This window comes from Rhizobium grahamii, from assembly GCF_009498215.1.
In the GTDB taxonomy this organism is placed as follows: domain Bacteria; phylum Pseudomonadota; class Alphaproteobacteria; order Rhizobiales; family Rhizobiaceae; genus Rhizobium; species Rhizobium grahamii_A.
In genome coordinates this window covers 3,518,645-3,545,629 of the sequence record NZ_CP043498.1, presented here as the reverse complement: position 1 = coordinate 3,545,629, position 26,985 = coordinate 3,518,645, and the positions used below count along the sequence as shown (strand labels likewise).

The window sequence follows — 26,985 nt, the reverse complement described above, 5'->3', positions numbered from 1 at the left end:
AGACGTGTACCATGTCTTTATGCAATTCGTGTGACGACAGACGCTTCCATCGCTCGCAGCCAGACATAGGAACAGCGTCCGATTCCGGCAATGGGGTATTTGATTAAAAAACGGAAAGACTCAGAATGACCTAGATGGTTAACGCAGTGCGGAAACCATCAAAGCCCTTCCGACAGAACGGTTTCCAGCGTGTCCACGAAGAAATCGGCGCTTTCCATCGACAGGCAAAGTGGCGGCTTGATCTTCAACACATTCAGGTGATCGCCCGTCGGCTGCATGATGACACCGAGATCGAGCAGGCGGGCGCATATCGCTGCCGTCTCGTGGGTGGCCGGTTCAAGGGTTTCGCGGTCGCGAACGAATTCGACGCCGAGATAGAGTCCCATGCCGTGAACGGCGCCAATCAGGGAATGACGATCGATCAAGGCCGCCAGGCGGCTCTTCAGATGGTCGCCCACCTCCCGGGCGTTCCGCTGCAGCTCCTCGTCGGCCATGATGTCGAGAACCGTCATGCCAACCACGGAACTGACAGGACTGCCGCCCGTCGACGAGAAGAAATAGCCTTCCTTTTCGAGCGAATCGGCAATGGCCCGCGTCGTGATCACGGCACCCAGCGGATGGCCGCTTCCCATGCCTTTCGCGACAGTGATGATGTCGGGCACAACGCCTTGCTGCTCGAAGCCCCAGAAGTGATGGCCCAACCGGCCATAGCCAACCTGAACCTCGTCGGCGATGCACACCCCTCCCCTGGCCCTTACCTGCGCGTAGACGGCCGCGAGATAGCCATCCGGCAGCGCGATGCCACCGGCATTGCCGTAGACCGGCTCGGCGATGAAGCCGGCCAATCCCTCGCCCCTCGCCTCGATGTCTCCGAGGTTATCCAGGACGTCCAGAAGGTAGTCGCCGGCCGTATCCGGCCCACGAAACGCGCCACGATAGGTGTTTGGTGCCGCGACCGGGTGCACCCATGCGGGCCTCGTCGTCAGAGCCTGCGGATTGTCGGCGATCGAGGTCGAAACGGCGTCGCTCGCCACCGACCAGCCGTGATACGCCTCGAGCAGGCACAGCACATTCCTGGCGCCTGTATGGGCCCAGGCGAGCCGCAGGGCCAAATCGTTGGCCTCCGAACCGCTGTTGACGAGAAAGACGGTATCCAGTCCCTCCGGCGCGAGCGATGCAAGCCGCTCGGAAAAATCCGCGACGGCAGCATAGTGGAAGCGGGAATTGGTGTTCAGTTTCAGCCACTGCTCACCAGCCGCCTCCGCGAGGCGAGGATGACCGTGCCCGAGGATGCTGACATTGTTGACCATGTCGAGATAGGCGCGACCCTCGACATCGAACATGTGCTCACGCCAGCCGCGCTCCATTTCGGGCGGTGTCGAATAATAATGCTTCTGTGGCGCTGCGAAATGCGCCTGGCGCTTATCCAGGAGATCGCGGGTGGCAGGTTTGGGGGCGTCTACGCCCTTGCCCAGCAAGGCGGCCGGAGATGGGCAAAGCGCCGACCAGGCGAACGCCTCGGACGCCGTGCAGAACAGCGGCACGTCTGCTCCCTGGAGGGTCGAAAGCTGAACGCGAAGCCCTCCGAGGGAAGATGCCTCGCCGGAAACTGTGCCCATCACATCGCCAGCCTGCACCGTGCTTCCGGCCTCCACATCCAGTTCCAGACCATCGAGATGCAGGGAAACACCCTCGCCCACCAGGATCAGGTGGTGATTCTGCCAATCGATGCTGCCGGAAAACGGCGCTGCGACGACCATTCCGGCAGGCAAGCAGATATCCGAGTGCAGAGCGCAGGTGGCTGGTGTTTCCTTGGAAAGGAGGGTGGCGCGCGAAAGACGGTATTCACCGTAGCGCGTTGCGGCGGCACCAGCATTCGCAGCCCAACGGGCGAGAATGCGCCAATCCATATCCGCCTGCATCCAGTTGCCCGCTGCAAAATGGGGACTCTGGACGCCGAGGTCGACGTAATCGATCTGCCCAATGTCGAGGTCAGGCAAGAGCGGCCGCCAATCGGCGGTCGAGACCGCGGCAGGCTCGACACCAGCCGCCTTCAGAACGGCGGCTTGCATGAGATCGAACGGCCGCGAAGTCGCCGTATCCAGTATGCGCTGCTCCAATTCGAGGTTGGTGCGGACGTAATCATTACCAGGATCGATCGAAATCTGCTGCTCGCTGCTGGCGACCAGAATGACGGCGCGCGCGACCACCAGCGGCCAAAGGGCTCTTAGTTCTTCGACCTTGAGTGGATAGATCGCCTGATATGCGCTGACCGCAGGCAGCACATTCAGCGGATTTCCTCTCGCCTGATGGAGTAGCGACGCGCAGGTGACGGCAAGGTCGCCCACCAACCAGCCGCGAATGATGTCGCCGAAATCGATTACGCCATCCGGGATCGGCCGCCCCTGTTCGTCGCGATGGCAGACGACATTGTCGCCGGTTACGTCGTGATGCACGGCCTGGAGGCGAAGTGCTGGCGCAAAGGGCTGTATGCGGCGCACGGCCGACACCATGGTCTTGGCGATCCGGTCTCGTGCAGCACTGTCCGTTATCGCGGACAAAAGCTGGACTGCGACCGGACCTGCCCGGCGCAGATCCCATTGCAGATTGCGATCAAGGCCGGGATGGTTGAAGTCCGCGAGCGATCTTGCAAGCCGTGCGCAGACCGCGCCCAGCGCGGCAATCGATGTTTCCGGCAGATGGCGGTGACCGGTCAGGCCTTCGCCATCCAGATATTCAAGCAGCCGAACCTGGAACGTCTGCTCGCGCACGGTAACGGCGACGATATCCTGGCCATCGGCGGAGGGCACGACCTGCGGAACGCGCGGCGCGTCGGCCTGCTCTCCGATGTGCCTGATCGCTGCGTTCTGGGCCTCGAGCTCCAAAGTCTCATAGGCCATGTGGCATATCTTGAGGACATAACGGCGGTCATCGGTTTCGACCCGATAGTTCCGATCCTGCTGGCTTCCGAGTTCGGTGATGACGCCTGAAAGGCCGTATCGCGACAGGAGAATGTCCGACGCTTCCGCAGCCGTTACATCGGGACGCGGAAGCTCAAGACACCGAGCAAGCGTTTCATCAGTCATGCGATCCCCCGCGCGATTCGATTCGCAACGATAAGCAGATAATCAAATGCTTACCATCGGCAAGATCGAATGCCCGCGGGAGCCGTGCCCGCCTGGGTCACCCCATCCGCTCGGACGCATAGCTTCCCGGGCTTGCCGGGAAGACGACGGTGCGGTTGCCGTTCAGGAAGGAACGGCGGTGGATATGGGCATGGATGGCACGCGCCAGCACCTGGCTTTCGACATCGCGGCCGATCGAGACATAGTCGTCGGCGCTCTGCGCATGGGTGATGCGGGCCGTGTCCTGCTCGATGATCGGACCTTCGTCGAGGTCGGCGGTGACATAGTGCGCCGTCGCGCCGATCAGCTTCACGCCCCGCTCGTAGGCCTGCTTGTAGGGGTTGGCGCCCTTGAAGCTCGGCAGGAACGAGTGGTGGATGTTGATGATCCGCCCGGACATCTTGCGGCACATCGCATCCGACAGAACCTGCATGTAGCGGGCAAGAACCACCAGTTCGGTTCCCGTCTGCTCGACGAGATCGAGCAGCTGCGCTTCCGCCTGCGGCTTGTTCTCCTTCGTCACCTTGATGTGGTGGAAGGGGATGTCGTGATTGACGACCACCTTCTGGTAGTCGAAATGATTGGAGACGACGCCGACGATCTCGATCGGCAACGCGCCGATCTTCCAGCGATAGAGCAGGTCGTTGAGGCAATGGCCGAAGCGCGACACCATCAGCAGCACCTTCATGCGCTGATCGCCGTCATAGATCTCGGCATCCATGCCGAACTTCTCCGCCACGGGCACGAAGCCTTCCTTCAGCGCCGGCAGCGCAACGCCTTCTTCGGAGATGAAGCTGACGCGGGTGAAGAACCTGCCGGTGCTCAGATCGTCGAACTGCGAGGAATCGGTGATGTTGCAGCCCTGGTCGGCCAGATAGTTCGAAATCGCCGCAACAATCCCGCGCGTCGATGGGCAGGTTACCGTCAATACATAGTTCGTCATGCTTTCCATTCCTCTTCCGGCCAGCGCCGATGACGCCTGCTTAAATCAAAGCAAAGCAGCCTATCAAGCGGGGACGTTCGCGCATCTATAGCAATTCAGCCGAGCACCGGTTGCTCCACCGCGCTGCCCACCATCAACTTACGACAGATCGGGAGAAAGTCCGTCCCGCTTGCGTCGCGGAAACGCGAATCCCCGCCGTCGAACCTTCATTGAACTTGAGGAAACCGACAAGAAGCCAGACGAGGCCCGCAGTCTTCATCGAGAAGATGGCCGTCGAGCCGATCATCAGGTTGAGAAACATGAAGAGCGACAAGGCATGGCAGAGGCGTTTCTGGTTCGGCGTCCTGCCCGCAGGATAGAAGGAAACGAACAGCCAGAAAAGGATCAGGCCGAAAATGGTGGCGCCGTAGGTGATGTAGACATAGCCGCTATCGACAAAGGTCGTTGCCTTGTCGAGTTCCAACCCGAGGGTGGCTGCGAGATCCATGTCGAGGATGTTTCTGACGGTACCGCTGATACGGCCGACAAAATCATCCTCGTGCGCATCCGGCTTGAACGAATGGATGGCAAAGCCGACCACGACGATCATCGGCATCATCAGAAAATCGCAGATCTTCGGGATCCAAGGGTAGACGACGTAGCCAACGGCGCTGACGACGGTGAATATCAGCATGGTTCGCGTGTCGTTGGTGATGAGAATAAGGAAGATCGTCGATGCGAAGATGAGGCGATCGAACAGGCTGAGGCGATTGGCGAAACTGACGAGATAGATAACGATGACGCCGCAGAAATTCGCGAGCGAGACCTGCTCGAGGAAGATCGACGACGAGCGATGATCGATGAGCCCGAAGGAGAAGCGCCCTTCGAAGCCAAGCGCGCCGCGAAACAGACCGCTGTCGCTATAGGTCGCCGGCGGCACGCCGCGGGTGTTTTGAAAATAGTCGGCGGGATGGAAAAGAGCCACATAGGCCGGCGTCGACAGGATCTCGCAGATCAGCACCAGCAGCACGGAGAGGCAACAGATCTTGAAGGCGAGCTTCAGGGTTCGCTCGTTGACCCAGCGCCCCATGACGACGAAGGCAAAGATGATCAGGACGTTGCGCAGATGATCTATATAGCCGGCTTTGTTGATGACCATCACATAGACGGTCAGCACGATCGTCAGCACGAGATAGCCGAGCGGCACGAGATCCGCTTCGAAGATTCCTTTTCTCAAGATGAACGCGAAGCTGAATGCGAGAATGAGAATTTCGCTCAGCACCACGACACCAGGCGTCATCGGCATGATGTTGTGATTGATGAAGGCCAGGATGGCATTGTAGGTGACGCCGAGAACGCTGACGGCGAGGATGCCATAGTCTATCGGTTCGCGTTCGAGGCTTTTTCCCACGACAATCAATCCGTCAGTGTGGTGCAAGCGCCCGCAGCAGGCTTCGCTGCCTTGAAGGCCGCTTTCAGTGCCTTCATCTGCGCCCGGTCCTTGCCGTCATGGGGTTGCACGTTCAACGTTTCGGTTTCCGGCCACCAGTCTCCGGCAACCCAATAGGTCCAGCCGAGCCAGACTGCTCCATCCGCCTGCATCGCATGCAGGACGCCGGTCAGCTCTGCCACGCAGGCCTTGTCTTGGGAGACACCGAATTCACCGAGGAACAGCTTCTTGCCGTTGTCCTTCGCCCATTTCGTCATGCCACCGATCGCATCCAGCGCTTTTTGCCCGCCGGTGCACTCGGCGTGGGTGCCGGACGAATCATCATCGAAATACTGATGCACCTCGTAGGCGTAGTTGTTGCGAGGATCGGTCACGCCGAGCATGACGGTTCCGTTCGCGCCGCCCGGGCCATCGGTCATCCAGGAGTGGGCGCCCGTCCATTTCGTGCCGGGAACGAGGATCAGGTTGTTGGAGCCGGTTGCCCGGATCGTGCGGATTGCCGCATTGGCCGCCTTCAGCCAGACATCCGTGTCGATGTCGTTCGGCTCGTTCATGAGGCCAAAGACGACATCGTCCTGATTGGAGAATTCGACCGCAAGCCGGGCCCAGAATTCCGCAAATGCCGCGTTGGTGACGGCGTCGCTACCGATCTTCACCTTGTTGTAGGAGGCATAGTTATGCGGATCGAGAACGATCCTCTGATGGTGCTTGCGCAGCAAATCGACAGTATCCTTCAGGCGCGTCAGCTCCGCTTCGTCGAGCGGCTTGCCGAGTTCGGGCTGCAGCCGTTCCCAGAGAAAAGGCAGTCGCACCGTGTTGGTGCCGGCCTTTTCAAAGTATGCGATCGTCTCTTCCGAAGGGTAGGCATATGCCTTGAAATATTCGCCGCCGGGCTCTCCGAACTCGGCGCCGGACAGATTGACGCCGCGCATGCAGGGACCAGCCTCAGCCGCCATGGATGCCGGCGCGACAAGAATTAACATGCTCGCGGCCAGAAGACGCCGCCAGACCGATAGAGATATGATGGCCATGCTCCCTGCTTGACGAATTGTCTTCGCGCTTTCTGGCATCCGCGATCTTAACGCTCCGTTAGCTAAGAATTTCTAAAGTCTCTGTAACTCCGCCAGACCCTCCCCAAGAGCGGACAACGAGCGCGCGTATGACTCAGTTTGACAGGAACAGGGCGAGCCGGCTGCCGCATTGGCGCAGCTATGAAACAGCCCCGCCGCTGCCGGAGCGAGCCGCGCCGCGTAGCCCTGCGTTGCGCCCGTCCGACTTCCTGCCGAAGAAACCAGCACCCGCTTCGATCATTCCCGACAGCCCTGCTGCCGAACCGACGCCAGAACCGCAGGCCGAGTTCATCGCGCCCGTGGAGGAAACGCCAGCGAAGATTGAAGTGCCGGAACCGGCGCCCGCGTATATTCCGGGAGAACCCCTGCTCGATCTTCGCAGCGCCGTCGATGCCATATGGCGCCGGCGCCTGGTCGTGCTTGCCGCCGCGGTCGCAGGCGCGCTGCTTGGCGCGGTCGTGCTGCCCATGAGCCCGGAAAAGTTCACCGCCAATACCAAGCTGTTCTTCGATCCCCGCCCGGCCGGCCTTGGCGATCCGAGCGCACAATCCTCCGTCCCCTCTCCAGAGATGGTTTCGGGGATCATCGACAGCCAGATGCAGATCCTGCTCTCCGGCAACGTGCTTCGTCGCGTCGCCGACGCGATGAATCTCGATGCGGATCCGGAATTCAATGCGGGCCGAGCCGATGGTGCCGCGGTGATCGGCACGCTGGCGAAAGCGCTCGTCATCGACCGCCCCGCCGGCAGCTATGTCGTTTCGCTGACTGCGACGACCAAGGGAGCCGAGAAATCGGCCAAGCTTGCCAACCAAGTCGTTGCCTCGTTCCTGCAGGAAGAGACCAACGCAAACAACGGTGCCTACGAAAACACATCCGCAACGCTCGATGCCCGCCTGAACGACTTGCGAAAGCAGGTGCAGGATGCCGAGCAGGCCGTCGAGACCTACCGCGCCGACAACGACATGGCCGCGACCCAGAACGGCCTGATCTCCGATCAACGTCTGGCGTCGCTCAATAACCTTCTGGTGACCGCGCAGGACAAGACGATCCAGGCAAAGGCGAAAGCCGATGCCGCAGCCAACCTCCGCTTCGAGGATGTCGTCAGCGACAACCAGCAGGCAAATGCCGCCTCGACGGCGCTTGCGAGCCTTCGCCAGCAGTATTCGACGCAAGCCGCGATCGTCGGCAGCCTCCAGAGCCAGATGGGCAGCCGCCATCCGCGATTGCAGGCAGCCCGCTCATCGCTGCAGAGCATCGCGGACGAAATCCGTGGCGAGCTGCAGCGGCTGGCAAGCAGCGCCCGAGCGGAATACGAACAGGCGAAGAAGGCCGAGGACGCGATCTCCAAGGAGCTTACCGTTCAAAAGGCGCTGCAGGTCAACACCTCGGACAAGCAGGTGGAGCTGAACGAACTGCAGCGCAAGGCGGCCGCAGCGCGCGATATCTATGAAATCGTCCAGAAACGATCGAGCCAGACCAGCGAAGAGCGAAATCTCTCGCAGACCAATCTGCGTGTCATTTCCCCGGCCGAAATTCCGCTGAAGGCCAACGGCCCCGGCAAGAAGATCCTGCTGATCGCGGGCGTCATCGGCGGATTGCTGGCAGGCTTCCTCGCCGGCGCCGGCTTTGCGATCGTCGCCTCCCTGGTTTCACACCCGGTCATCCGCAGCTATCTGCGTCCGCGCCAGCGCACTCGACCGGGCGCCAACGCTTGATGCTTCCCCTCCGGATGCCTACATCCGATGGGTAGATGTGACTGTCCGAGGCAGAGATGAGAATTGGTCGGAAAACTATCGCTTGCGTGGCGGTCGGCGTGGCCATTCTGTCGGCGACAACAGGCGAAGCCACGGACTGGAAGCGCGCCGGTGAACCTGGTATCCAATCACTCTACCCCTACAAGGACCTGCCCGGCGTCAAATCGCAGCCCGACAAGACCGAGGAAGAGCAATTCAGCTGCCGTACCGAGACAAGGCTCATTCGCCGCCGTTATGACGATATCTTCCGCTCAGGCGGAATGCCGACGCTGGTGTATGTCTGCGACCGTGACGGCCTGTCTACGACGGGAACGCAGGTTCCCCGCCGGGGGCACTATCAGCCTGTTCGGTGACATGAAATCGCGCGGCAGAGCACCAAGAAATCTGTGGGATCTACGATGCTGCGGGCTGCCTTTGGCATCCGCCAAAGATACCGCCAAGTCCCGACTTTCGCAGGTCTAGCGTATTTCAAGACTTGTCCCATAACCGTCCTCCGGTGGACCGGAGAGCGTACTGACAGGATCATCTACATCTTGAAATAATTGAGAAATCTACGTTTCTCAAAATGGAATGGTGCCCAGAAGAGGACTCGAACCTCCACACCCTTTCGGGTACCAGCACCTGAAGCTGGCGCGTCTACCAATTCCGCCATCTGGGCGACGGAGAGCCATGTACGGGGGTGGCCTCTCGGTGTCAACAGGCTTTTTGAAGTTTTCGCGACAGCTCGCAAAAAATCGACCGGAGAGCGAAGAATGGTCGCCGTGGATCTGCGGGAATATGGCCGTTTTCGGCGCCGTCCTATATGATGATAAAAAAGAGGAGCGATGCGATGACCGCTTTGCATGTGTCCTGGCTGATGATCGTCCTGACGGTGATATCCGCCGGGCAGCTTTCCGCGATGCCGCGCGAGCGATTCGCGCCTGCCACGCCCGACGCGCGAATCATGAAGGTGGATTCGACGATGTGCGATCCGCGCGGCTGCTTTACCTTCGGGCAGCGCCAGTCCTTCCGGCCGTCGTACGTCCAGCCGAACTACCGGCCACCAACGGCGGCGGGGCAACAGCCCTACTATTACCGACCGGGCGCGCAAGGGCGCGCACCGCTCTACTACGCGCCGCCGCCGGCGGCGAAGGTTTTGCCTCCGCCGAAGGAGACCCAGAGCTTCCATGTGGAATGGTGTCGGAATCAATACCGCAGCTACAACCCGAGAACCGATCGCTTCGTGACCTACGAAGGCATCTACAAGACGTGCAATTCGCCTTACGATTGATGATCAGCTTTCCAGCGACGCGCGATCGACATGGCCGAGATCACGATCGGGCTCGATGATGTCGCGCACCCGCTGCTTCAGTTCCTTCGGACCGGGGAAGCCGCCGTCCCGCTTTCGCTCCCAGATGAGATCGCCATCGACGCGGATCTCGAAATTGCCGCCGGTGCCGGGTATCAGCGCCACTTCGCCGAGGCTGTCCGAGAAGGTCTGCAGCAGTTCCTGCGCCATCCAGCCGGCGCGCAGCAACCAGTTGCACTGGGTGCAATAGAGAATTGTAACTCGGGGCTTCGTTTCGCTCATGGCTACCCTCGGTTCTCCTGTTCCGGTTGCGAACTGCGATAATCCCGCGCGCCGCATATTGCAATCGACCGACGCATGGTGTTCGTGTCGCAATCAACGAACAGGAGAGCCGGATGCGCGTCGCCGTCATTGAGAACATGAAGAGCACCCCGCTTGGCCCCCTCGGGATCGCCCTTGCCGAAGCGAACGCAGAGGTGGAGCGCTTCCGGCCGTGGATCGACGGCCAGCTGCCTTCAGGCACCGGCAGCCACGACGCGCTCATCGTGCTCGGCGGCGAGCAGAATGCGCTCGACGACGAGAACCACCCCTATCTGCCGGCGCTGGCCCTGCTGATGCGCGATTTTGCCGAGGCCGACAAAGCCGTGCTCGGCATTTGCCTCGGCGCGCAAATCCTGGCGCGCGCCTATGAAGCTGAAAACCGCCTCGATGCGGGTCTGGAATTCGGGTGGCAGGACGTGAGCAAATCGGAAAGCGGCAAGAGCGATCCCTTTCTTGCCGGGCTCGGCGAGAGCTTCACCACCTTCCAGTGGCACAGCGACACCTTCACCCTGCCGGCATCCGCCACTCATCTTGCCGCGAGCGGGATAACGCAGAATCAGGCGTTTCGAATCGGGCGCGCGGCCTATGGAACTCAGTTTCACTTCGAAGCGAGCTCCGACATCGTCGACGGCTGGAAGTCCGAGTTTCGGACGACGATCGAGCGAATGGATGCAAGCTGGCTCGGCCGATACGACGCACTCGTGAAGGCCCATGCGGCCGATGCCGACGCCACCGGTGCCGCAATTGCGCGCAACTGGGTGGGGATGATCGTAGTGGATACGGAAAGGCTGGCGGCGGTTGGATAACACCGCCAGACTTTCGCGACGAACCTTCGCGAGAGGGGTGACCGCGAAGGTGTCGGCTCAGGCGATTAGCCCTTGATGGTTTCCTTGCCCTCTTCCAGCAAACGAGCCGCAGCCTCCGCGGGCGTCGTCCGCTCGAAAGCGAGCTCATCGGCAATCGGACGGAAGACGCGCTGATCGAACTGCGTCGAGCCGAGCGGGGCCGGGGCCGGATACTCGCCGACCTGATCCTTGAGCAGGTTGATGTACTTCACGGTGTCCTGCTCGGTCGGATTGAGCTGCGGGAGGATCGCTTCGCGCACGGCAGGCGACATCGGCACGCCGCGCTCTACGCCGAGGATCTTGCCGGCTTCGACGTCGTTGACGAAGAAGTCGATGAACTTCGCCGCGGCCTCGCCGTTCTTGGTGCTACCACCGACGCTCCAGATCAATGCCGGGCGGTAGTAGTGGCCGGATGGACCGCCCTTCTTTTCGCGCGGCAGCAGCGTGATCGCGAGCTTGTTCTTGGAGATCAGCTGGTAACCGACGAGCTGGTTGGAATAGGCCATGCCCATTGCCGCTTTTCCGAGCGCCAGCGCGTTGGTGTCGATGGTGTTCTGGTCGAGTGTCTGGACGTCGGCTGCGACCGTGCCGCCCTTCTTGCGCAGGTCTTCCCAGAAGGTGTACCAGGCCGTCGCGTCATCGACGCTGAAGCCGAGCTTGCCGTCGCTGTAGAGGCTCTTGCCGCGTTGCCGCAGCCAGGCATCGAAGACGTAGGTGTAGCGGGCACCGTAGGGACCGCCCCAGTAATTGTCCTTGCCGCCGGCCTTCGTCAATTCGACCGCGAGCTTGGCGTATTCCTCCCAGGTGAGATCTGCCGTCGGAACCGGGATGCCGGCTTTCTCGAAGGCGGTCTGGTCGAAGAACAGCGCGAAGGAGTTAAGGCCGAGACCGATGCCGAAGAGCTTGTTGTCGACCGTCGTCAGCTTCAGCATGTCCTTGCCAAAGGAATCGACCTTCAATGTCGAGGGTACGAATTCGTCCAGCGCGAGGCAGGCGCCGCGCTTGGAATAGTCCGATATCGTGCCGGGCTCGAGCTGGAACACATCCGCGATAGCGCGACCGGCCATCTGAGTGGAGAGCTTGGTCCAGTAGCCATCACCGCTCAGCGACTCGCCGACGATCGAAACGCCGGCATTCTTGCTTTCATAGAGCTTGGCGACATCAAGGGTGCGCTTGGCGCGATCGTTCGAGCCCCACCACATGGCGCGGAGTTTAGCGTCCTCAGCAAAGGCCGGAATTGCGCTCCCGGCGCCGAAAGCCAGCCCAGTAGCGATACCGGCCGAGCCCATGAGAAATGAACGGCGATTGACCTGCATTTTTCATCCTCCTTTTCTTTGCCCGACCGTCCTCCAACAGCGTGGTGGGCTTGTGCAGGGCAGACTACGCAAAAAAATCACCAATGCAACAAATTATCTTCTTCTTGCAAATTTGCATTATTTGCATAATCTGCACTCATGAACGAGATCAAAACCAAGAAACTGAGACAGGCCGATATCGCGACGATGGCAGGCGTATCCGTCTCCACGGTGTCGCGCGTGCTCGCCAACGAGCCGGGCATCAGCGAAAGCGTGCGCCAGCACATTCTCAAGGTGGCGGCCGAGAATGGTTATTCATCCCGCACGACCGGTGGCGCGCAACGCGGCACCCTCGCGCTAATTGCAAGCGACGGCGTGACGGGCGGGCTTAGTGTCTTCTACGAAGGGATCGTTGAAGGCCTGCGCGCCGGCGCGCTCGATGCCGGCATGCCCTTTGAGGTACGGCTGATCCGCGAGAACCGGGCAACCGCCGATGTGGTACATGATTACATGCAGACAGCAGGTGCGGATGGACTGTTCCTCGTCGGGATCGATCCGAGCGCCGAGCTTCGTGCGTGGATCGAGGATGCGGCAATCCCGACGGTACTGGTCAATGGCACCGATCCGCAGCTGAAGATCGACGGCACGGCGCCCTCGAACTTCTTCGGTGCCTACGAAGCGACGACCCGGCTACTGAATGCCGGCCATCGGCGGATCCTTCATCTGACGGGATCTCATCGAAACACGATTCGCGAGCGCATCCGGGGTTTCAAGGCGGCGATTTGGGAGGTGGACGGCGCCGAAGGGCGCTTGGTAGCGATGAGCTTTCAGGGCAGCGCGACCCAGGAAGCGCATGAGCTGACGACTGAGGTGCTCGCCGAGAAAGCCGGATTCACTGCCGCCTTCTGCATGAACGATTTCATTGCTGTCGGCGTTCTCGAAGCAGTGACTGAAGCCGGACTGCGGGTACCTGAGGATTTCGCCATCCTCGGCTTCGACGACCTTCCCTGTGCGCTGATGACCAACCCGCCGTTGTCGACCATGCGTGTCGATCGCGTGGCGTTGGGCCGGGAGGCGGCCAATCTCATGGTTGCGCGCTTCAGGGATCGGACCGCCCCTGCCCGCCAGATCTGCCATGCCGTCGTCCCGATTGCCGGCGGCACCGTTTAGAACCCCTGACACGAGCCCCGACATGAGCAATGCCGATGACCTATGATCCTGCCAGTGCAAATCCGCTTGCCAACAATCCGCTGAAGACGCGCGAGGACATGTCGCGGGCGCTTCGAGATCTCTTCGATCCGCTGCTCCCCTATTTTTCGACAGGCAATGCCCGCGTCCGGCTCGACGGCGCGGCTGCGCATTTCGACCGCGCGGCAGCGGATCTCGAAGGCTTTGCACGGCCGCTCTGGGGATTGGCGCCGCTTGGCGCCGGAGGAGGCGACTTTAAGGAATGGCATCGGTTTGCAGAGGGCATCGCCAACGGCACCGATCCGAAACACCCGGAATATTGGGGCACGGTCAACGGCCGTGACCAGCGGATGGTGGAGCTTGCCGCGCTCGGTTTTGCTCTGGCGCTGGTGCCGGAGAAGGTGTGGGAGCCGCTTGGTGGACGGGCCCGAGATAACGTCGTCGCCTATCTCAGGCATGCCCGGCAGTTCGACTATGCCGACAACAACTGGAAATTCTTCCGCATCTTCGTCGACATCGCGCTCGATCGCGTCGGCGCCAGTTTCGACCGCAGCCTGACCAAGCAGTATCTCGAGGAGCTCGAGGGCTTCTACATCGGTGACGGCTGGTATCGCGACGGCAATGTGCGCCGGATCGACCACTACATTCCCTTCGCCATGCATTTCTACGGGCTGATCTATTCCAAGCTCGTCGATGACGACTACGCGAAGCGTTACCGCGAACGCGCGCTCCTTTTCGCTGATGACTTCAAGCAGTGGTTCGGCTCGGATGGCGCGACCGTTCCCTTCGGCCGCAGCCTGACTTACCGCTTTGCCTGTGCCGGTTTCTGGTCGGCCCTTGCCTTCGCCGACCTCGAGGCTTTGCCCTGGGGCGAGGTCAAGAGCCTCTGCCTGCAGCACCTGCGCTGGTGGAAGGAAAAGCCGATGACCAACCGCGACGGCATTCTGTCGATCGGCTTCGGCTATCCCAACCTGCTGATGTCTGAAAATTACAATTCGGCCGGTTCGCCCTATTGGGCCTTCAAGGCGTTTCTGCCGCTGGCGCTGGCCGAGGACCATCCTTTCTGGACGGCAGGGGAAACGCCGCCGGTCGAAACGGCGAGCGTCCTGCCGCAGCGTCATCCCGGTATGGTGCTGATGCGTGATCGCGGCGATGTCGTCGCCCTTTCCTCCGGCCAGGAAAACCTGCAGATGCGGTTCGGTACGGAGAAATACGCGAAGTTCGCCTATTCCAGCCGCTACGGCTTCAGCGTCGAATCCGACGAGCGCGGCTTCGCCGGCGCAGCCTTCGATTCCGCTCTCGCCTTCAGCGATGACGGCCTGCATTACCGGGTTCGCGAGACCAACAAGGAGGCCAAGCTTGCAGGCGAGGTTCTCTATTCCAGGTGGTCGCCATTTCAGGATGTGGACGTCGAGACCTGGCTGGTACCGGCAGCGCCATGGCACATCCGCGTCCACCGCATCAACACACCCCGGCCGCTGCAGACGGCAGAGGGGGGCTTTGCGATCGCACGCCGGGATTTCGAGCTCGATACGCTGGTCGCTGACGGTCCGAGTGCCTACGTCATCGGCGAGGCCGACTTCAGCGGCATCGTCGATATCGGCTCGCAGGTTCCGCGCGTGGGCCTGATGCAAAAGGCACCGCCAAACACCAACATGATCGTCGCGAAAACTCTGGTGCCGCAGTTGCGCGGCGAAATTCCAGCGGGCCAGACGATCCTGATGACGGCGGTGCTTGCCGCCAACGACACGGCCACAGCAACCGGCGCCTGGACCAGGCCGCCTCGTGCCCCTGACCTTCAGGAACTCGAAGCACTGGTGGCGAACTCGGGCATCCGCGTCAGCGCCATCGAAGCGCCGGGACAAATGCCATGACGCGCCCCTCCATTGCGCTTGCGATGCAGCCGTCCCGGACCGAACACGTCCTGAATGCCGAGGCATTGGACCGGCTCGCTGGCATCGGCGATGTTCTCGATCCTCAACCGCTGCAGAATTTCAGCGACGATCGCGCGCTGCGCATTCTCGCCAAGACCGATATTCTTATTACCGGCTGGGGCGCTCCGCCTGTCGGGCCTGCGGTGCTTGCGGCGGCCCCACAGCTGCGGCTGATCGCCCATGCGGCTGGCACCGTGAAGGGCATCATCGGTGAACCGATCTTCGAGGCCGGGATTGTCGTGACGCATGCCGCCGAGGCCAATTCGGTGCCGGTAGCGGAATTCACGCTTGCGGCGATCATCTTCGCCGGCAAGCAGGTGTTTCGCTTCCGCGACCACTACGTCTCCGATCGAGATCGCGACCGGACGCATGCGATGCAACGGCTCGCGATCGGCAATTATCGCCGGACGGTCGGCATCGTCGGCGCCTCACGCATCGGTCGACGGGTCATCGAGCTGCTGCGGCCGTTCCAATATCAAGTGCTCCTCTTCGATCCGACCGTCGATACCGTTGAGGCACACAGCCTCGGAACCGAGAAGGTCGATCTGGCGATGCTGATGAAACGATCGGACATCGTCTCCCTGCACGCCCCCTCGCTTCCGTCGACGCATCATATGATTGGCGCTGCCGAGCTGTCGCTGATGAAGGTCGGCGCCACGCTGATCAACACGGCTCGCGGCGCGCTGATCGATGAAGCGGCGCTGCTTGAGACGCTTGCGACCGGAAGGATCGACGCGATCATCGACGTCACGGATCCTGAAATACCCGAGAAGGGGTCGGCCTTCTACGATCTGCCGAATGTCTTCCTGACGCCGCACATCGCCGGCGCCGTGGGGCTGGAGCGCGGAAGGCTTGGGGATATGGCAATCGACGAAATAGAGCGGTTCACCAAGGGCGAACCGCTCCTCTATCAGATCCAGCGCCGCGACCTGGCGCTGATTGCTTAGCCGGCCTTCAAATTCGCCGGTGCACCGCCAGCCACGATCTCCGGCATCAGGTCGGAGATCTTCACGACCTTGCCCGTGCGCGAGCTGGTCAGCGCCGCAATACCGCAGAGCACCGACATGGCGCCGGCGCGCGTACCGGCACGCTGGCCGAGCGTGTCTTCCATGCCTTGCTTGAAGATCATGTTGCGCATGCGGTTGTCGCCGCCGTAATGGCCGCCCGCCGAATGCGGCACGACGATGCGTTGGAGGGCAGGCTTGTCTTTCGGGAAATTGCGGACGAGCAGGATGGTGTCTTCGTCGGGCGTCTCCCACGGCTGCTTCTCGTACTGCCTGAGTTCGATCCGCCCATGCGTGCCGTTGAAGGCGATGTGGTGGCCCTCGATCGGCTGAAAGGTGTTCAGCGAATAGGAAACGTGGACATTGTTCTTGTAGCGGAGGCTGACGACCATCGTGTCGGGGATATCGATATCCTCGCGATAGACGCAGCCGTCGCGGAAGTAGCCGTCGATCTTCGACGGATCCTCGTAGAGTGAATCAAGGAATGGATCGGCTTCGAGATCGAGGTAGTAGTCGCACTCGCCGGAGTGCGGACAGAGCTTGCAGCGTGGGCCGCGGAACGGCCCCTTGCGGCCGTAGTTCTGCAGATCGGCAAAGGAGCTGACGGCATCCGGATCGCTATCGAGATACCAGTTCAAGAGATCGAAGTGGTGGGTTGCCTTGTGCACGAAAAGGCTGCCGGAATTTTCCGCATAGGCATGCCAGCGGCGGAAATAGTCGGCGCCGTGTTTGGTATCGAGATACCAGTGGAAGTCTACCGAGGTGACGCGGCCGATCTCGCCGGCGTTCAGCAGTTCCTTGATCTTGGCGGCCGTCGGCGCGTAGCGGTAGTTGAACGAAACGTCGACACGCTTGCCGGTTCGCTTCTCCGCATCGAGGATACGGCGGATCTTGTCGACCGCCGTCGTCATCGGCTTTTCGGTGATGACGTCGATGCCGGCTTCCAGTGCGCGAACGACGATGTCGTCATGCGTATAATCAGGCGTACAGACGATGACGAGGTCGACCTGCTGCTCGGCGAGCATGGCGTCGATATTCTCATAAATCGGCGCGTTACTGCCGATCATCGTGCGGGCCCGTTCGGCACGCAGCGAATTGGTGTCGACGATCGCGACCAGATCCACGTGCTCGCGCCAGCCGGCTAGCAGTTCCTTGCCCCACATGGTGGTGCCGCGGTTTCCCGTTCCGATCAGGGCGAAGCGACGTTTCTCCATCGAATGATCCTCCTCATGCGTATGAAACGAACAGATTTCCTAGGCCTGGCAACAACTTTGGTAGCGCTCGACGCAGGTTGCGATCACTTCCTCCGGTGGCCGCTTCCACCAGTTCTCGGCGGAAAAAATCTCGACTTCCTGCGCGCCGAGAAAGCCTGCGCTTTCGATCATCCTTCGTATGCCTTTGAGATCGATCACGCCATCGCCCATCATGCCGCGGTCCGTCAGCATGTCCCTGGTCGGGACGAGCCAGTCGCAGATATGGTGCGCAAGAATCCGGTTCATGCGGCCGGCGCGCGCAACCTGATTGGCAAGATCGGGATCCCACCAGACATGATAGACGTCGATCGCCACGCCAACGCCATCGCCTAGCTGTTCGCATATGTCGAGCGCCTGGCCGAGCGTGTTCACGCAGGAGCGATCGCCGGCATACATCGGATGCAAGGGCTCGATGGCAAGCGGGACACCGGCAGCGCGCGCATGCGGCAGCGTTGCGGCGATGCCGTCAGCCACCATCTGCCGCGCGGTGTCGATATCCCTGGAGGCCCCCGGCAATCCGCCGACGACGAGCACCAGGCAGTCGGCCCCGAGCGTTGCGGCTTCGTCGACCGCGCGCTTGTTATCGTCGATCGCCTGCTGGCGGCCCGCGGCGTCGGCGGCCGGGAAAAAACCGCCACGGCAGAGACCAGTGAGCTTCAGGCCATTGGCCTTGACGATACGTTCTGCCTCCTTCAAGCCGATTGCGGCTATCTGGTCTCGCCAGGGAGCGATCGCGGTGATCCCGTGTGTCAGGCAGATGTCGACCGCGCGCGCAAAGCCGCACTGTTCCCGGATCGTCGCGAGATTGATGGAGAGACCCTCGACATGCATGCTGCTCTCCTCCCCTTAACCGGCAACGCCGTGAACCGCGAGCACGTCGCGCATGCGGCGAACAGCCTGATCCGGATCAGCAAGCACGCGCGCCCTGTCGGCGAGCCGGAACAGTTCCGCCAGATGCGAGAGAGAACGCGCAGATTGCTGGCCGCCGACCATGGTGAAGTGATCCTGAAGTCCATTCAGGTAGGCGAGGAACACGACGCCGGTCTTGTAGAAGCGCGTCGGTGCTTTGAAGATGTGTCGCGACAACGGAACGGTCGGCTCCAGAAGCTCGAAGAACTCGCCGTTGCGGTCACGCCCGAGTGCCTCGAGCGCTGCCGAGGCAGCGGGCGCGATAGCATCGAATATACCGAGCAGTGCATCCGAATGACCAAGTTCATCGCCGGCTATCAATTCGGCATAGTTGAAGTCGTCGCCCGTATACATGCGCACGCCCTTCGGCAATTGCCGGCGCATGGCGATTTCCTTTTCCTTGGAAAGGAGGGAAATCTTGATGCCGTCGACCTTGGATGCATTGGCGCCGATCACCTGCAGGCAGACGGACATCGCCTTCAGATGGTCCACATCGCCCCAATAGCCTTCGAGCGCCGGGTCGAACATTTCGCCCAGCCAGTGGATGATGACCGGCTGCTTCACCTGACGCAGGATGCGATCGTAAACCCTGGCGTAATCGTCCGGGCTTCGGGCCGTAGCAGCAAGCGCGCGGCTGGCCATCAGGATGATGCTTCCGCCGGCTGCCTCGATCGTCTCGATCTGTTCTTCGTAGGCCCGTATGATCGTATCGATGGTCACATCCGGACCGGGCACAAGGTGATCGGTGCCGGCACCGCAGGCAATAAGCGCATCACCGCGGCTTGCGCTTTCGGAAAGCGCCCGCCGGATCAATTCGCGGGCCTCGGGCCAGCCAAGGCCCATTCCGCGCTGCGCCGTGTCCATCGCTTCGGCAACCCCAAGCCCGAGGTCCCAAAGCCGATGGCGAAATGCCAGCGTGCGATCCCAATCGATCGCCGGAGCAAGCCACGGATCGTTGTCCGCGAGAGGATCGGCAACGACGTGAGCCGCCGCAAAGGCGATACGCGGAAACTCTTCGGCTCTACGCTTCCTGAGTTCGATCGGCGAGCCGGTCAGCGTATAAGGGACGATCTTGCCGTCCAGCGGGAGATTGATGACGGCCACGATCTCAGAACTCCAGCTTCGGCACGTCGAGCCACCGGCGCTCGGCCCAGGATTTCAGGCCCAGCTCCGCCAGCTGGACACCCTTGGCTCCCGCCTCCAGTCCATATGGCCACGGGCTATCCTCAGCGACGTGCCGCAGGAACATTTCCCATTGCGCCTTGAAGCCATTGTCGAACGCTTGCGTGTCCGGCACTTCGTCCCAGGTCTTGTAGAAATCGATCGTCTGCGGCTGGTCCGGGTTCCACACGGGCTTCGGCGTGTTGACGCGATGCTGCGTCCAGCATTTGGTCAAGCCAGCTACCGCCGAACCATGCGTGCCGTCCACCTGGAACGTCACAAGGTCGTCGCGACGGACGCGCACAGCCCAGGATGAATTGATGTGCGCGATGGCACCGCCTTCCAGCTCGAACGTCGCATAGGCGGCATCGTCGGTGTCGCAGTGATACGGTTTGCCGGCCTCATCAACGCGGGTGCCGATATGGGTTGCGCCGAGGCACGACACGGCTTTGACTTCGCCAAAGAGATTGTCGAGCACATAGCGCCAGTGGCAGAGCATATCGAGAATGATGCCGCCGCCATCGGCCTTGCGGTAGTTCCAGGACGGACGCTGGGCGGGCACGCCCCAATCGCCTTCGAACACCCAGTAGCCGAACTCTCCACGCACCGAGAGGATCTTTCCGAAGAAGCCGGAATCCTTCAGCAGCGCCAACTTGCGAAGGCCGGGAAGGAACAGCTTGTCCTGCACGACGCCATGCTTGAGGCCCGATGCCCGCGCCTTCTTCGCGAGATCGATCGCCACCTGCAAATCGTCCGAGATCGGCTTTTCGCAATAGACGTGCTTGCCGGCATCCAAGGCACGCGAGAGCAGTTCGGCACGCATGAGGGTCGTGCCGGCGTCGAAGAATATCTGATCATCAGGATTGGCAAGCGCGCCATCGATGTCCGACGACCAGCGCTTGATACCGTGCTTCCTGGCAAGCTCTTCCATCTTGGCCGGGTTCCGGCCGACGATGATCGGGTCGATCTCCAGCTTTTCTCCGGATTTCAGCGTCAGGCCACCCTGATCGCGGATTGCCAAAATCGAGCGGACGAGGTGCTGGTTGTAACCCATACGGCCGGTAACGCCGTGCAAAATGATCCCTAGACGAGCCACGTTTCTCTCCCTGCAAAAAATCTTGCGAGGCCGGCTGCACGCAACGGTGCAGCTCCTCCCGGCCAGTAACTAAACAGTTACTTTGATGACAGACGTAAAGCGTCGGTGTCAATAGACAAAACTAAATTTCGGGATTCAGGCCTTGATCGAGGCCAGCGTCACGTGAACGATCTGGCGTTCCCAGGCATCGATATTTTCAGGCTGCGCCAGCTCGCGTCCGAAGATCGTGGAGAGGGTGTATTGGTTCGAAAGATAGAAATATCCGAGCGATGCAATCGTCAGATAGACGTTCAAGGGATCGGCGCTGTCGATGAAGACGCCCGCCTTCTTTCCTCGTTCCAGCACCTGTTCGAGCTCGCCCAGCAGGTGTGAATGAAGCTCCTTCAGACGCACGGACTGACGCAGCCAGCGCGCCCGGTGCAGGTTTTCCGTGCCGAGCAGGCTCAGGAATTCCGGATGCTTGAGGAAATAGCGCCAGGTGAAGAGCGCGAGATCGCTGATCCCCTCCTCCGGGCTCCGGTCGCCGATGTGCAGGGCGCGCTCGGCGGTTCGGATGCCGACATAGGCTTCTTCCAGCACATGCAGGTAGAGCTGCTCCTTGTCGCCGAAGTAATGGTAGAGCATGCGCTTGTTGGTGCCGGCGCGCTCGGCGATGGCATCGACGCGGGCGCCGCCCATGCCGTTCTCGGCAAATTCCTGGGTTGCGGCTTCGAGAATGGCGGCACGCGTGCGCTCCGGATCGCGTTGCAGAACGCGCTCGCGCGGACGTCGCTTTGCGGTGGTTTTTCCCCCTCTTCCGGCGCCTTCCATCAGCTTCCCCTTTTCAATGACTTCCCAGCGCTCATAGTGCCTTATGAGCAAATTGTAAAAAGCAAATAGAGCCGAGCTGTTCTTCATGGCGCTTGACAGACCCGGCGCTTCTCCATAGCTTGTAACCAATTAGTTATTTGTTGCAAGAGAAACCAGCAAGGAGCGTGTGGAGGCGCTCCCCAAGGGAGGAGGAAAAACAGATGACGTTCAGCATCAACAGACGTGGTTTCATGGCGGGTGGGGTCTCGCTTCTCACGCTTTCCGCAATGGGCGCACCGGCATTTGCAGCCGATAGCCGCCTTCGCCTGATCTGGTGGGGCTCTCAGCCCCGCGCGGACAGAACCAACAAGGTTTCGGAACTTTACAAAGCCAAAAATTCCGGCGTTGCGATCACCGGCGAATTTCTCGGCTGGGGCGATTACTGGCCACGCCTGGCAACGCAGGTTGCCGGCAAGAATGCGCCTGACGTGATCCAGATGGATTATCGCTACATCGTCGAATATGCCGGGCGCGGTGCGCTTGCGCCGCTCGAATCCTACATGCCTTCGAAGCTGAACCTCAGCGATTTCGACCAGGCCCAGGTCGAAGGCGGCAGTGTCAACGGCCACCTTTACGGCGTCAGCCTCGGTGCGAATTCGGCCGCGACGGTCCTCAATACGACCGCCTTCCAGGAAGCCGGCATCGACCTGCCGACGCAGGCAACGACTTGGGAAGAATTCGGCAAGATGGCTGCCGAACTGACCAAGGCGGGCAAGCGCAAGGGCATGTTCGGCATGGCCGACGGCAGCGGCAACGAGCCGCTCTTCGAAAACTACCTGCGCCAGCGTGGCAAGGCGCTCTACACCGCCGATGGCAAGATCGCTTTCGGTGTCGAGGAAGCCTCGGAATGGTTCGACATGTGGAACAAGTTCCGCGATGCCGGTGCCTGTGTTCCCGCCGACGTCCAGGCTCTGGACAAGAACGATGTCGACACCAATACGGTGACGCTCGGCAAGTCCGCTTCCGGCTACGCACACTCGAACCAGTTCGTCGCCTACCAGCAGATGAACAAGGACAAGCTTGCGCTCAGCAACTACATGCGTATCACCAAGGATTCGAAGGGCGGTCACTATCGCAAGCCGTCGATGTTCTTCTCGGTGTCGGCACAATCGAAAGCCATCGAACAGGCTGTCGATTACGTCAATTTCTTCGTGACGAACCCGGAGGCAGCGGCATTGCTCGACGTCGAGCGTGGCATTCCGGAATCGAAGGCAATGCGCGATGTCGTGGCAACGAAGCTCGACGCTGTCGGCAAGATTCCGCTCGAGTATGTCGGTGGGCTCGGCGATCTCGCCGGGAAGCTGCCGCCGCCGCCGCCATCCGGCGCCGGCGAAGGGACGGACGTGCTGCGCAACATTTCCGAACAGATCGGCTTTGCGCAGTTGACGCCCGCCGACGGCGGCAAACAGCTTGTTGACGAGATCACGCGTATTCTCGCGCGGGGTTGAAGCACATGAACAATGCGATGCGTGCGACGGCTGACCCGGCCGTGACGGTGGAACATAACCCGAGAGCGGTCGCCGACAGTCGGTGGCGGCGAATCTGGAACGCCAACGCCCCCGGCTATTTCTTCCTTCTGCCGTGGCTGATCGGCTTCTTCGGGCTGACGCTCGGACCGGCCGTGATTTCGCTCTACCTCTCGTTCACCGACTTCGACATGATCCGGTCGGCTGAGTGGGTGGGTGCTGCGAACTACGTGCGCATCGCAACCGCCGACCCGAAATTTGCCGCAGCGATGAAGGTCACACTGACCTATGTGGTGCTGTCGGTCCCTTTCAAGCTCGCCTTCGCGCTGCTGGTGGCGATGGCGCTGAACAAAGGTGTGCGCGGCCTGCCCGTCTACCGCGCCATCTTCTACCTGCCCTCTCTGCTTGGCGGCAGCGTGGCAATCGCCGTGCTCTGGCGGCAGCTCTTTGCCGGCGACGGCCTGGTCAATGCCGCGCTTGCCCATTTCGGGATCGCCGGACCAAGCTGGATCTCGCATCCGAGCTACTCGATCTACACACTTGTGGCGTTGAGCGTCTGGCAGTTCGGCTCGCCGATGATCATCTTCCTTGCCGGCCTGCGCCAGATTCCGACCGACATGTACGAGGCCGCGAGCCTCGACGGCGCCTCCAAGTTCCGGCAGTTCTACAAGATTACGCTGCCGCTGCTGACGCCCGTCATCTTCTTCAATGCCGTCGTTCAGACGATCGATGCGTTCAAGGCTTTCACGCCGGCCTTCATCATCTCCGGCGGCACCGGAGGGCCGATCAATTCGACGCTGTTCTACACGCTCTATCTCTATCAGGAGGCTTTCGGAAACTTCCGCATGGGCTACGCCTCGGCGCTCGCCTGGATCCTCGTGCTGATCATCGCGATCTTTACGGCCTTCTCCTTCCTGACCTCGCGTTATTGGGTGCACTACGATGACTAACGGGATCACCACAGCCGTTGCGGCGCCGCCATCCGACATCACCAAGCGCAGCCGACCGGCTTCGGTCGTCATCCACACGCTGCTGATCCTGGGCTCGCTGCTGATGCTCTATCCGCTGCTGTGGATGGTGTCGGCCTCCGTGCGCCCCGAAAACGAGATCTTCTCCTCGACCTCGCTCATTCCGTCGTCGATCGACTTCGGCTCCTATGTCCGGGGCTGGACCGGGCTCGACATCAGTTTCGGGCGGTTCTTCTGGAACTCTCTGGTCATCTCGGTTCTCACCGTGATCGGCAATGTCGTTGCCTGTTCTCTAGCGGCCTATGCTTTCGCGCGGTTGCGTTTTGCCGGCCGGAACTTTTGGTTCGCGATCATGCTCGGTACGCTGATGATCCCCTACCACGTGACGCTCATTCCGCAGTACGTGCTGTTCCTCAACCTCGGCTGGGTCAACACGATCCTGCCGCTTGTTGTACCGAAGTTCCTGGCAAGCGACGCCTTCTTCATCTTCCTGATGGTGCAGTTCTTCCGCGGCATCCCGCGCGAACTTGATGAAGCGGCGATGATGGACGGTTGCAGCGCCTGGCGCATCTACTGGAAGATCATGCTGCCGCTGTCGCTGCCGGTGCTGGCGACCGCCGCGATCTTCTCCTTCATCTGGACCTGGGACGATTTCTTCGGGCCGCTGATCTACCTCAACGACATGAACACCTACACGATCCAGCTCGGCCTGCGCACCTTCGTCGACTCGACCAGCGCATCGGACTGGGGTGGCCTGTTCGCCATGTCGACGCTGACGCTGGTGCCCGTGTTCTTCTTCTTCCTGTTCTTCCAGCGGCTGCTGATCGAGGGCATTGCCACGACAGGCATGAAGCGCTGATGCAGTTACGGATATAGATCAATGAGTATCAAGAATGTTGCGATCGTTGGCTGCGGCATCGGCCGTTCCCACATCGTCGAAGGCTACCTGCCGCATCCGGACAAGTTCAAGGTCGTGGCGATCTGCGACCTGAACGAAGAACGGCTGCGCGAGATCGGCGACGAGTTCGACATCGCCAAGCGCACGACCTCGTTTGCCGACGTGCTGGCCGATGAGAGCGTCGATATCGTCGACATCTGCACGCCGCCCGGCATCCACCTGGAGCAGGTGGTGGCGGCGCTGGCAGCGGGCAAGCACGTCATCTGCGAGAAGCCGTTGACCGGCTCGCTTTGCGGCGTCGACACGATCATGGAAGCGGAGAAAGCGGCCAAGGGCACGCTGATGCCGATCTTCCAGTACCGCTACGGCGACGGCATCGAAAAGGCGAAGCGGATCATCGAGGCCGGCATCGCGGGCAAGCCCTACATGGGCTCGGTCGAGACCTTCTGGCTGCGGACGCCCGAATATTACGCCGTGCCGTGGCGCGGCAAATGGGAGACCGAGCTTGGCGGTGTACTGGTGACGCACGCGCTGCACCTGCACGACATGCTGCTGCATCTGATGGGGCCTGTCTCCAAGGTCTTCGGCCGTGTCGCGACCCGGGTCAACGATATCGAGGTCGAGGACTGCGCCTCTGCGAGCCTGCTGATGCAGAACGGCGCCTTCGTGTCGCTCTCCTGCACGCTCGGCTCGCAGGAGCAGATCAGTCGCCTGCGACTGCATTTCGAAAACGTCACCTTCGAGAGCAACCACGAGCCCTATTCGCCGGGCAAGGATCCGTGGAAGATCATCGCCGCCAATGACGGGATCCAGACGCGTATCGACGCCATCATCGGTAACTGGCAACCGGTCGCACCTCGCTTCACCACGCAGATGGAGCATTTCCACGCCTATCTCTGCGGCAACGGGCCGCTACCAGTGACGACAAGGGACGCGCGCCGCGCGCTGGAACTCGTCACCGCCATCTATCAATCGTCCGATACCGGCAGCGAAGTCATCCTGCCGATCGGGTCGGACAGCCCGAAGTACGCCGACTGGCGTGCTCGCACAAAGTAACGGACCAGGGAGGATCCTGAGATCATGGCAACAAGCGTCGTTCTCCAGAAGGTCGAAAAGCGCTACGGCGCGCTTGATGTTATCCACGGCATCGACCTGAAGATCGATCCCGGCGAGTTCGCGGTCTTCGTCGGCCCGTCAGGCTGCGGCAAGTCCACCCTGCTGCGCATGATCGCGGGTCTGGAAGAGATCACCGGTGGCGCGCTGCTGCTCGACAATGAGCGGATGAACGAGGTGGCTCCGGCCAAGCGCGGTATCGCGATGGTGTTCCAGTCCTATGCGCTATACCCGCATATGTCTGTCTATAAGAACCTTGCCTTCGGGCTTGAGACTGCCGGCTACAAGAAGACCGAGATCCAGCCGAAGGTGAAGCGCGCCGCCGAAATTCTGCAGATCGAGAAGCTGCTGGAGCGCAAGCCGAAGGCTCTCTCTGGTGGCCAGCGCCAGCGCGTGGCGATCGGCCGCGCGATCGTGCGTGAGCCGCGCATCTTCCTGTTCGACGAGCCGCTCTCCAACCTCGACGCGGAACTGCGCGTGCAGATGCGCGTCGAGATTTCCCGGCTGCATCGCAGCCTTGGCAACACGATGATCTACGTCACCCACGACCAGGTGGAAGCCATGACTATGGCCGACAAGATCGTGGTGCTGAACTCAGGCCGTATCGAGCAGGTCGGTGCGCCGCTCGATCTCTATAACAACCCGGCCAACCGTTTCGTGGCGGGCTTCATCGGCAGCCCGAAAATGAACTTCCTGCAGGCCCGCATCGAGCAGGTGGGCGCAGCCGACACGACCATCAACGTCTGCGGCAACTCTGTTCGCCTCCCGCGCCGACTCAATACCGAGGCCGGGCAAGCCGTTACCTTCGGCATCAGGCCGGAACATCTTTCGGTGCTCGAAACCGGCGGGATCACGCTTACAACTGTCAATGTCGATCTCGTTGAAAACCTCGGCGGCGCAACCATGCTCTACGCGAAGACGCCGGATGGGCAGCAGCTGACGATAGCGCTTGACGGGCAGCAGAAGGTCGAACGCGGAACGAACGTGAAAGCGTTCTTCGATCCTGCGCGGTGTCATGTCTTCGATGCATCAGGCGCCACCATCTAGCCGCGCTTGACAGCTGATCCCTCTCTGGC

23 protein-coding genes and 1 tRNA gene are annotated in these 26,985 nt (G+C 61.1%); 12 read left to right on the top strand and 12 right to left on the bottom strand.

The window, feature by feature from the left end:
• Positions 1-158 precede the first annotated feature (158 nt).
• From FZ934_RS17035 to FZ934_RS17020, 4 genes are all read right to left on the bottom strand, one after another.
• Positions 159-3,086 carry an aminotransferase gene (locus tag FZ934_RS17035; RefSeq protein ID WP_153272034.1) on the bottom strand — a complete coding sequence of 976 codons (2,928 nt, stop codon included), beginning with the start codon at positions 3,084-3,086 and terminating at the stop codon, positions 159-161.
• A gap of 97 nt (positions 3,087-3,183) precedes the next feature.
• Positions 3,184-4,068 (bottom strand): formyltetrahydrofolate deformylase, encoded by an 885-nt coding sequence (gene purU, locus FZ934_RS17030; RefSeq protein WP_153272033.1) that lies wholly within the window; start codon positions 4,066-4,068, stop codon positions 3,184-3,186.
• Positions 4,069-4,201: 133 nt separating this feature from the next.
• A complete protein-coding gene (locus FZ934_RS17025) occupies positions 4,202-5,458 on the bottom strand; it encodes a hypothetical protein (protein ID WP_153272032.1) in 1,257 nt (418 codons plus the stop codon).
• Positions 5,459-5,463: 5 nt separating this feature from the next.
• Positions 5,464-6,528, bottom strand: a complete 1,065-nt coding sequence (locus FZ934_RS17020; RefSeq protein WP_153272031.1) for a glycoside hydrolase family 5 protein — start codon at positions 6,526-6,528, stop codon at positions 5,464-5,466.
• Positions 6,529-6,656: 128 nt separating this feature from the next.
• Between FZ934_RS17020 and FZ934_RS17015 the strand changes: the two genes are divergently transcribed.
• Both FZ934_RS17015 and FZ934_RS17010 read left to right on the top strand, forming a co-directional pair.
• On the top strand, positions 6,657-8,282 hold the full coding sequence (locus tag FZ934_RS17015; protein ID WP_153272030.1) for a GumC family protein: 1,626 nt from the start codon (positions 6,657-6,659) through the stop codon (positions 8,280-8,282).
• Between the two features lie 56 nt (positions 8,283-8,338).
• Entirely contained in the window at positions 8,339-8,674 is a 336-nt protein-coding gene (locus FZ934_RS17010) for a hypothetical protein (RefSeq protein WP_153272029.1), read from the top strand.
• A 218-nt stretch (positions 8,675-8,892) separates the two neighbouring features.
• Here the strand turns inward: FZ934_RS17010 and FZ934_RS17005 are convergent.
• Positions 8,893-8,979: transfer RNA gene (locus FZ934_RS17005), tRNA-Leu, on the bottom strand.
• A 171-nt stretch (positions 8,980-9,150) separates the two neighbouring features.
• Here FZ934_RS17005 and FZ934_RS17000 point away from each other — a divergent pair.
• Positions 9,151-9,591: a BA14K family protein gene (locus FZ934_RS17000; RefSeq protein ID WP_432443593.1), complete on the top strand. Its 441-nt coding sequence runs from the start codon at positions 9,151-9,153 to the stop codon at positions 9,589-9,591.
• A 3-nt stretch (positions 9,592-9,594) separates the two neighbouring features.
• Here the strand turns inward: FZ934_RS17000 and FZ934_RS16995 are convergent, their stop codons facing one another.
• Positions 9,595-9,891 carry a SelT/SelW/SelH family protein gene (locus FZ934_RS16995; protein ID WP_113365357.1) on the bottom strand — a complete coding sequence of 99 codons (297 nt, stop codon included), beginning with the start codon at positions 9,889-9,891 and terminating at the stop codon, positions 9,595-9,597.
• Positions 9,892-10,004: 113 nt separating this feature from the next.
• Between FZ934_RS16995 and FZ934_RS16990 the strand changes: the two genes are divergently transcribed.
• Positions 10,005-10,736, top strand: a complete 732-nt coding sequence (locus tag FZ934_RS16990; RefSeq protein ID WP_153272028.1) for a type 1 glutamine amidotransferase — start codon at positions 10,005-10,007, stop codon at positions 10,734-10,736.
• 65 nt (positions 10,737-10,801) lie between these two features.
• On the opposite strand, the gene FZ934_RS16985 is transcribed toward FZ934_RS16990, so the two are convergent.
• Entirely contained in the window at positions 10,802-12,091 is a 1,290-nt protein-coding gene (locus FZ934_RS16985; protein ID WP_153272027.1) for an ABC transporter substrate-binding protein, read from the bottom strand.
• Positions 12,092-12,229: 138 nt separating this feature from the next.
• On the opposite strand from FZ934_RS16985, the gene FZ934_RS16980 reads away from it, so the two are divergent.
• The 3 genes from FZ934_RS16980 to FZ934_RS16970 are packed head-to-tail and all read left to right on the top strand — an operon-like array spanning position 12,230 to position 16,139.
• Entirely contained in the window at positions 12,230-13,240 is a 1,011-nt protein-coding gene (locus FZ934_RS16980; RefSeq protein WP_153272026.1) for a LacI family DNA-binding transcriptional regulator, read from the top strand.
• Positions 13,241-13,275: 35 nt separating this feature from the next.
• Positions 13,276-15,132, top strand: coding sequence for a DUF2264 domain-containing protein (locus FZ934_RS16975; protein ID WP_153272025.1), 1,857 nt, complete (start codon positions 13,276-13,278; stop codon positions 15,130-15,132).
• The gene (locus tag FZ934_RS16970) at positions 15,129-16,139 is read left to right on the top strand and encodes a hydroxyacid dehydrogenase (protein ID WP_153272024.1); all 1,011 of its coding nucleotides are present in this window, start codon (positions 15,129-15,131) and stop codon (positions 16,137-16,139) included. The genes FZ934_RS16975 and FZ934_RS16970 overlap by 4 nt, the downstream gene beginning before the upstream one ends.
• Here the strand turns inward: FZ934_RS16970 and FZ934_RS16965 are convergent.
• The 5 genes from FZ934_RS16965 to FZ934_RS16945 form a co-directional block, all read right to left on the bottom strand.
• Entirely contained in the window at positions 16,136-17,410 is a 1,275-nt protein-coding gene (locus tag FZ934_RS16965; protein WP_153272023.1) for a Gfo/Idh/MocA family protein, read from the bottom strand. The genes FZ934_RS16970 and FZ934_RS16965 overlap by 4 nt on opposite strands.
• Before the next feature lie 39 nt (positions 17,411-17,449).
• Complete coding sequence (locus tag FZ934_RS16960; RefSeq protein WP_153272022.1) at positions 17,450-18,280, bottom strand: sugar phosphate isomerase/epimerase family protein; 831 nt, start codon at positions 18,278-18,280, stop codon at positions 17,450-17,452.
• A 15-nt stretch (positions 18,281-18,295) separates the two neighbouring features.
• On the bottom strand, positions 18,296-19,462 hold the full coding sequence (locus FZ934_RS16955) for a dihydrodipicolinate synthase family protein (RefSeq protein WP_153272021.1): 1,167 nt from the start codon (positions 19,460-19,462) through the stop codon (positions 18,296-18,298).
• Positions 19,463-19,466: 4 nt separating this feature from the next.
• Positions 19,467-20,615 (bottom strand): Gfo/Idh/MocA family protein, encoded by a 1,149-nt coding sequence (locus FZ934_RS16950; protein ID WP_153272020.1) that lies wholly within the window; start codon positions 20,613-20,615, stop codon positions 19,467-19,469.
• Positions 20,616-20,750: 135 nt separating this feature from the next.
• The gene (locus FZ934_RS16945) at positions 20,751-21,425 is read right to left on the bottom strand and encodes a TetR/AcrR family transcriptional regulator (RefSeq protein WP_113365390.1); all 675 of its coding nucleotides are present in this window, start codon (positions 21,423-21,425) and stop codon (positions 20,751-20,753) included.
• 200 nt (positions 21,426-21,625) lie between these two features.
• Here FZ934_RS16945 and FZ934_RS16940 point away from each other — a divergent pair, with 200 nt between their 5' ends.
• The 5 genes from FZ934_RS16940 to FZ934_RS16920 are packed head-to-tail and all read left to right on the top strand — an operon-like array spanning position 21,626 to position 26,956.
• Entirely contained in the window at positions 21,626-22,912 is a 1,287-nt protein-coding gene (locus FZ934_RS16940) for an ABC transporter substrate-binding protein (RefSeq protein WP_153272019.1), read from the top strand.
• 5 nt (positions 22,913-22,917) lie between these two features.
• Entirely contained in the window at positions 22,918-23,880 is a 963-nt protein-coding gene (locus FZ934_RS16935) for a carbohydrate ABC transporter permease (protein ID WP_194273727.1), read from the top strand.
• Positions 23,873-24,757: a carbohydrate ABC transporter permease gene (locus FZ934_RS16930; RefSeq protein WP_153272018.1), complete on the top strand. Its 885-nt coding sequence runs from the start codon at positions 23,873-23,875 to the stop codon at positions 24,755-24,757. Before FZ934_RS16935 ends, FZ934_RS16930 begins: the two co-directional genes overlap by 8 nt.
• 21 nt (positions 24,758-24,778) lie before the next feature.
• Positions 24,779-25,852, top strand: coding sequence for a Gfo/Idh/MocA family protein (locus FZ934_RS16925; RefSeq protein WP_153272017.1), 1,074 nt, complete (start codon positions 24,779-24,781; stop codon positions 25,850-25,852).
• Between the two features lie 24 nt (positions 25,853-25,876).
• Positions 25,877-26,956, top strand: coding sequence for an ABC transporter ATP-binding protein (locus tag FZ934_RS16920; RefSeq protein ID WP_153272016.1), 1,080 nt, complete (start codon positions 25,877-25,879; stop codon positions 26,954-26,956).
• Positions 26,957-26,985 lie beyond the last annotated feature (29 nt).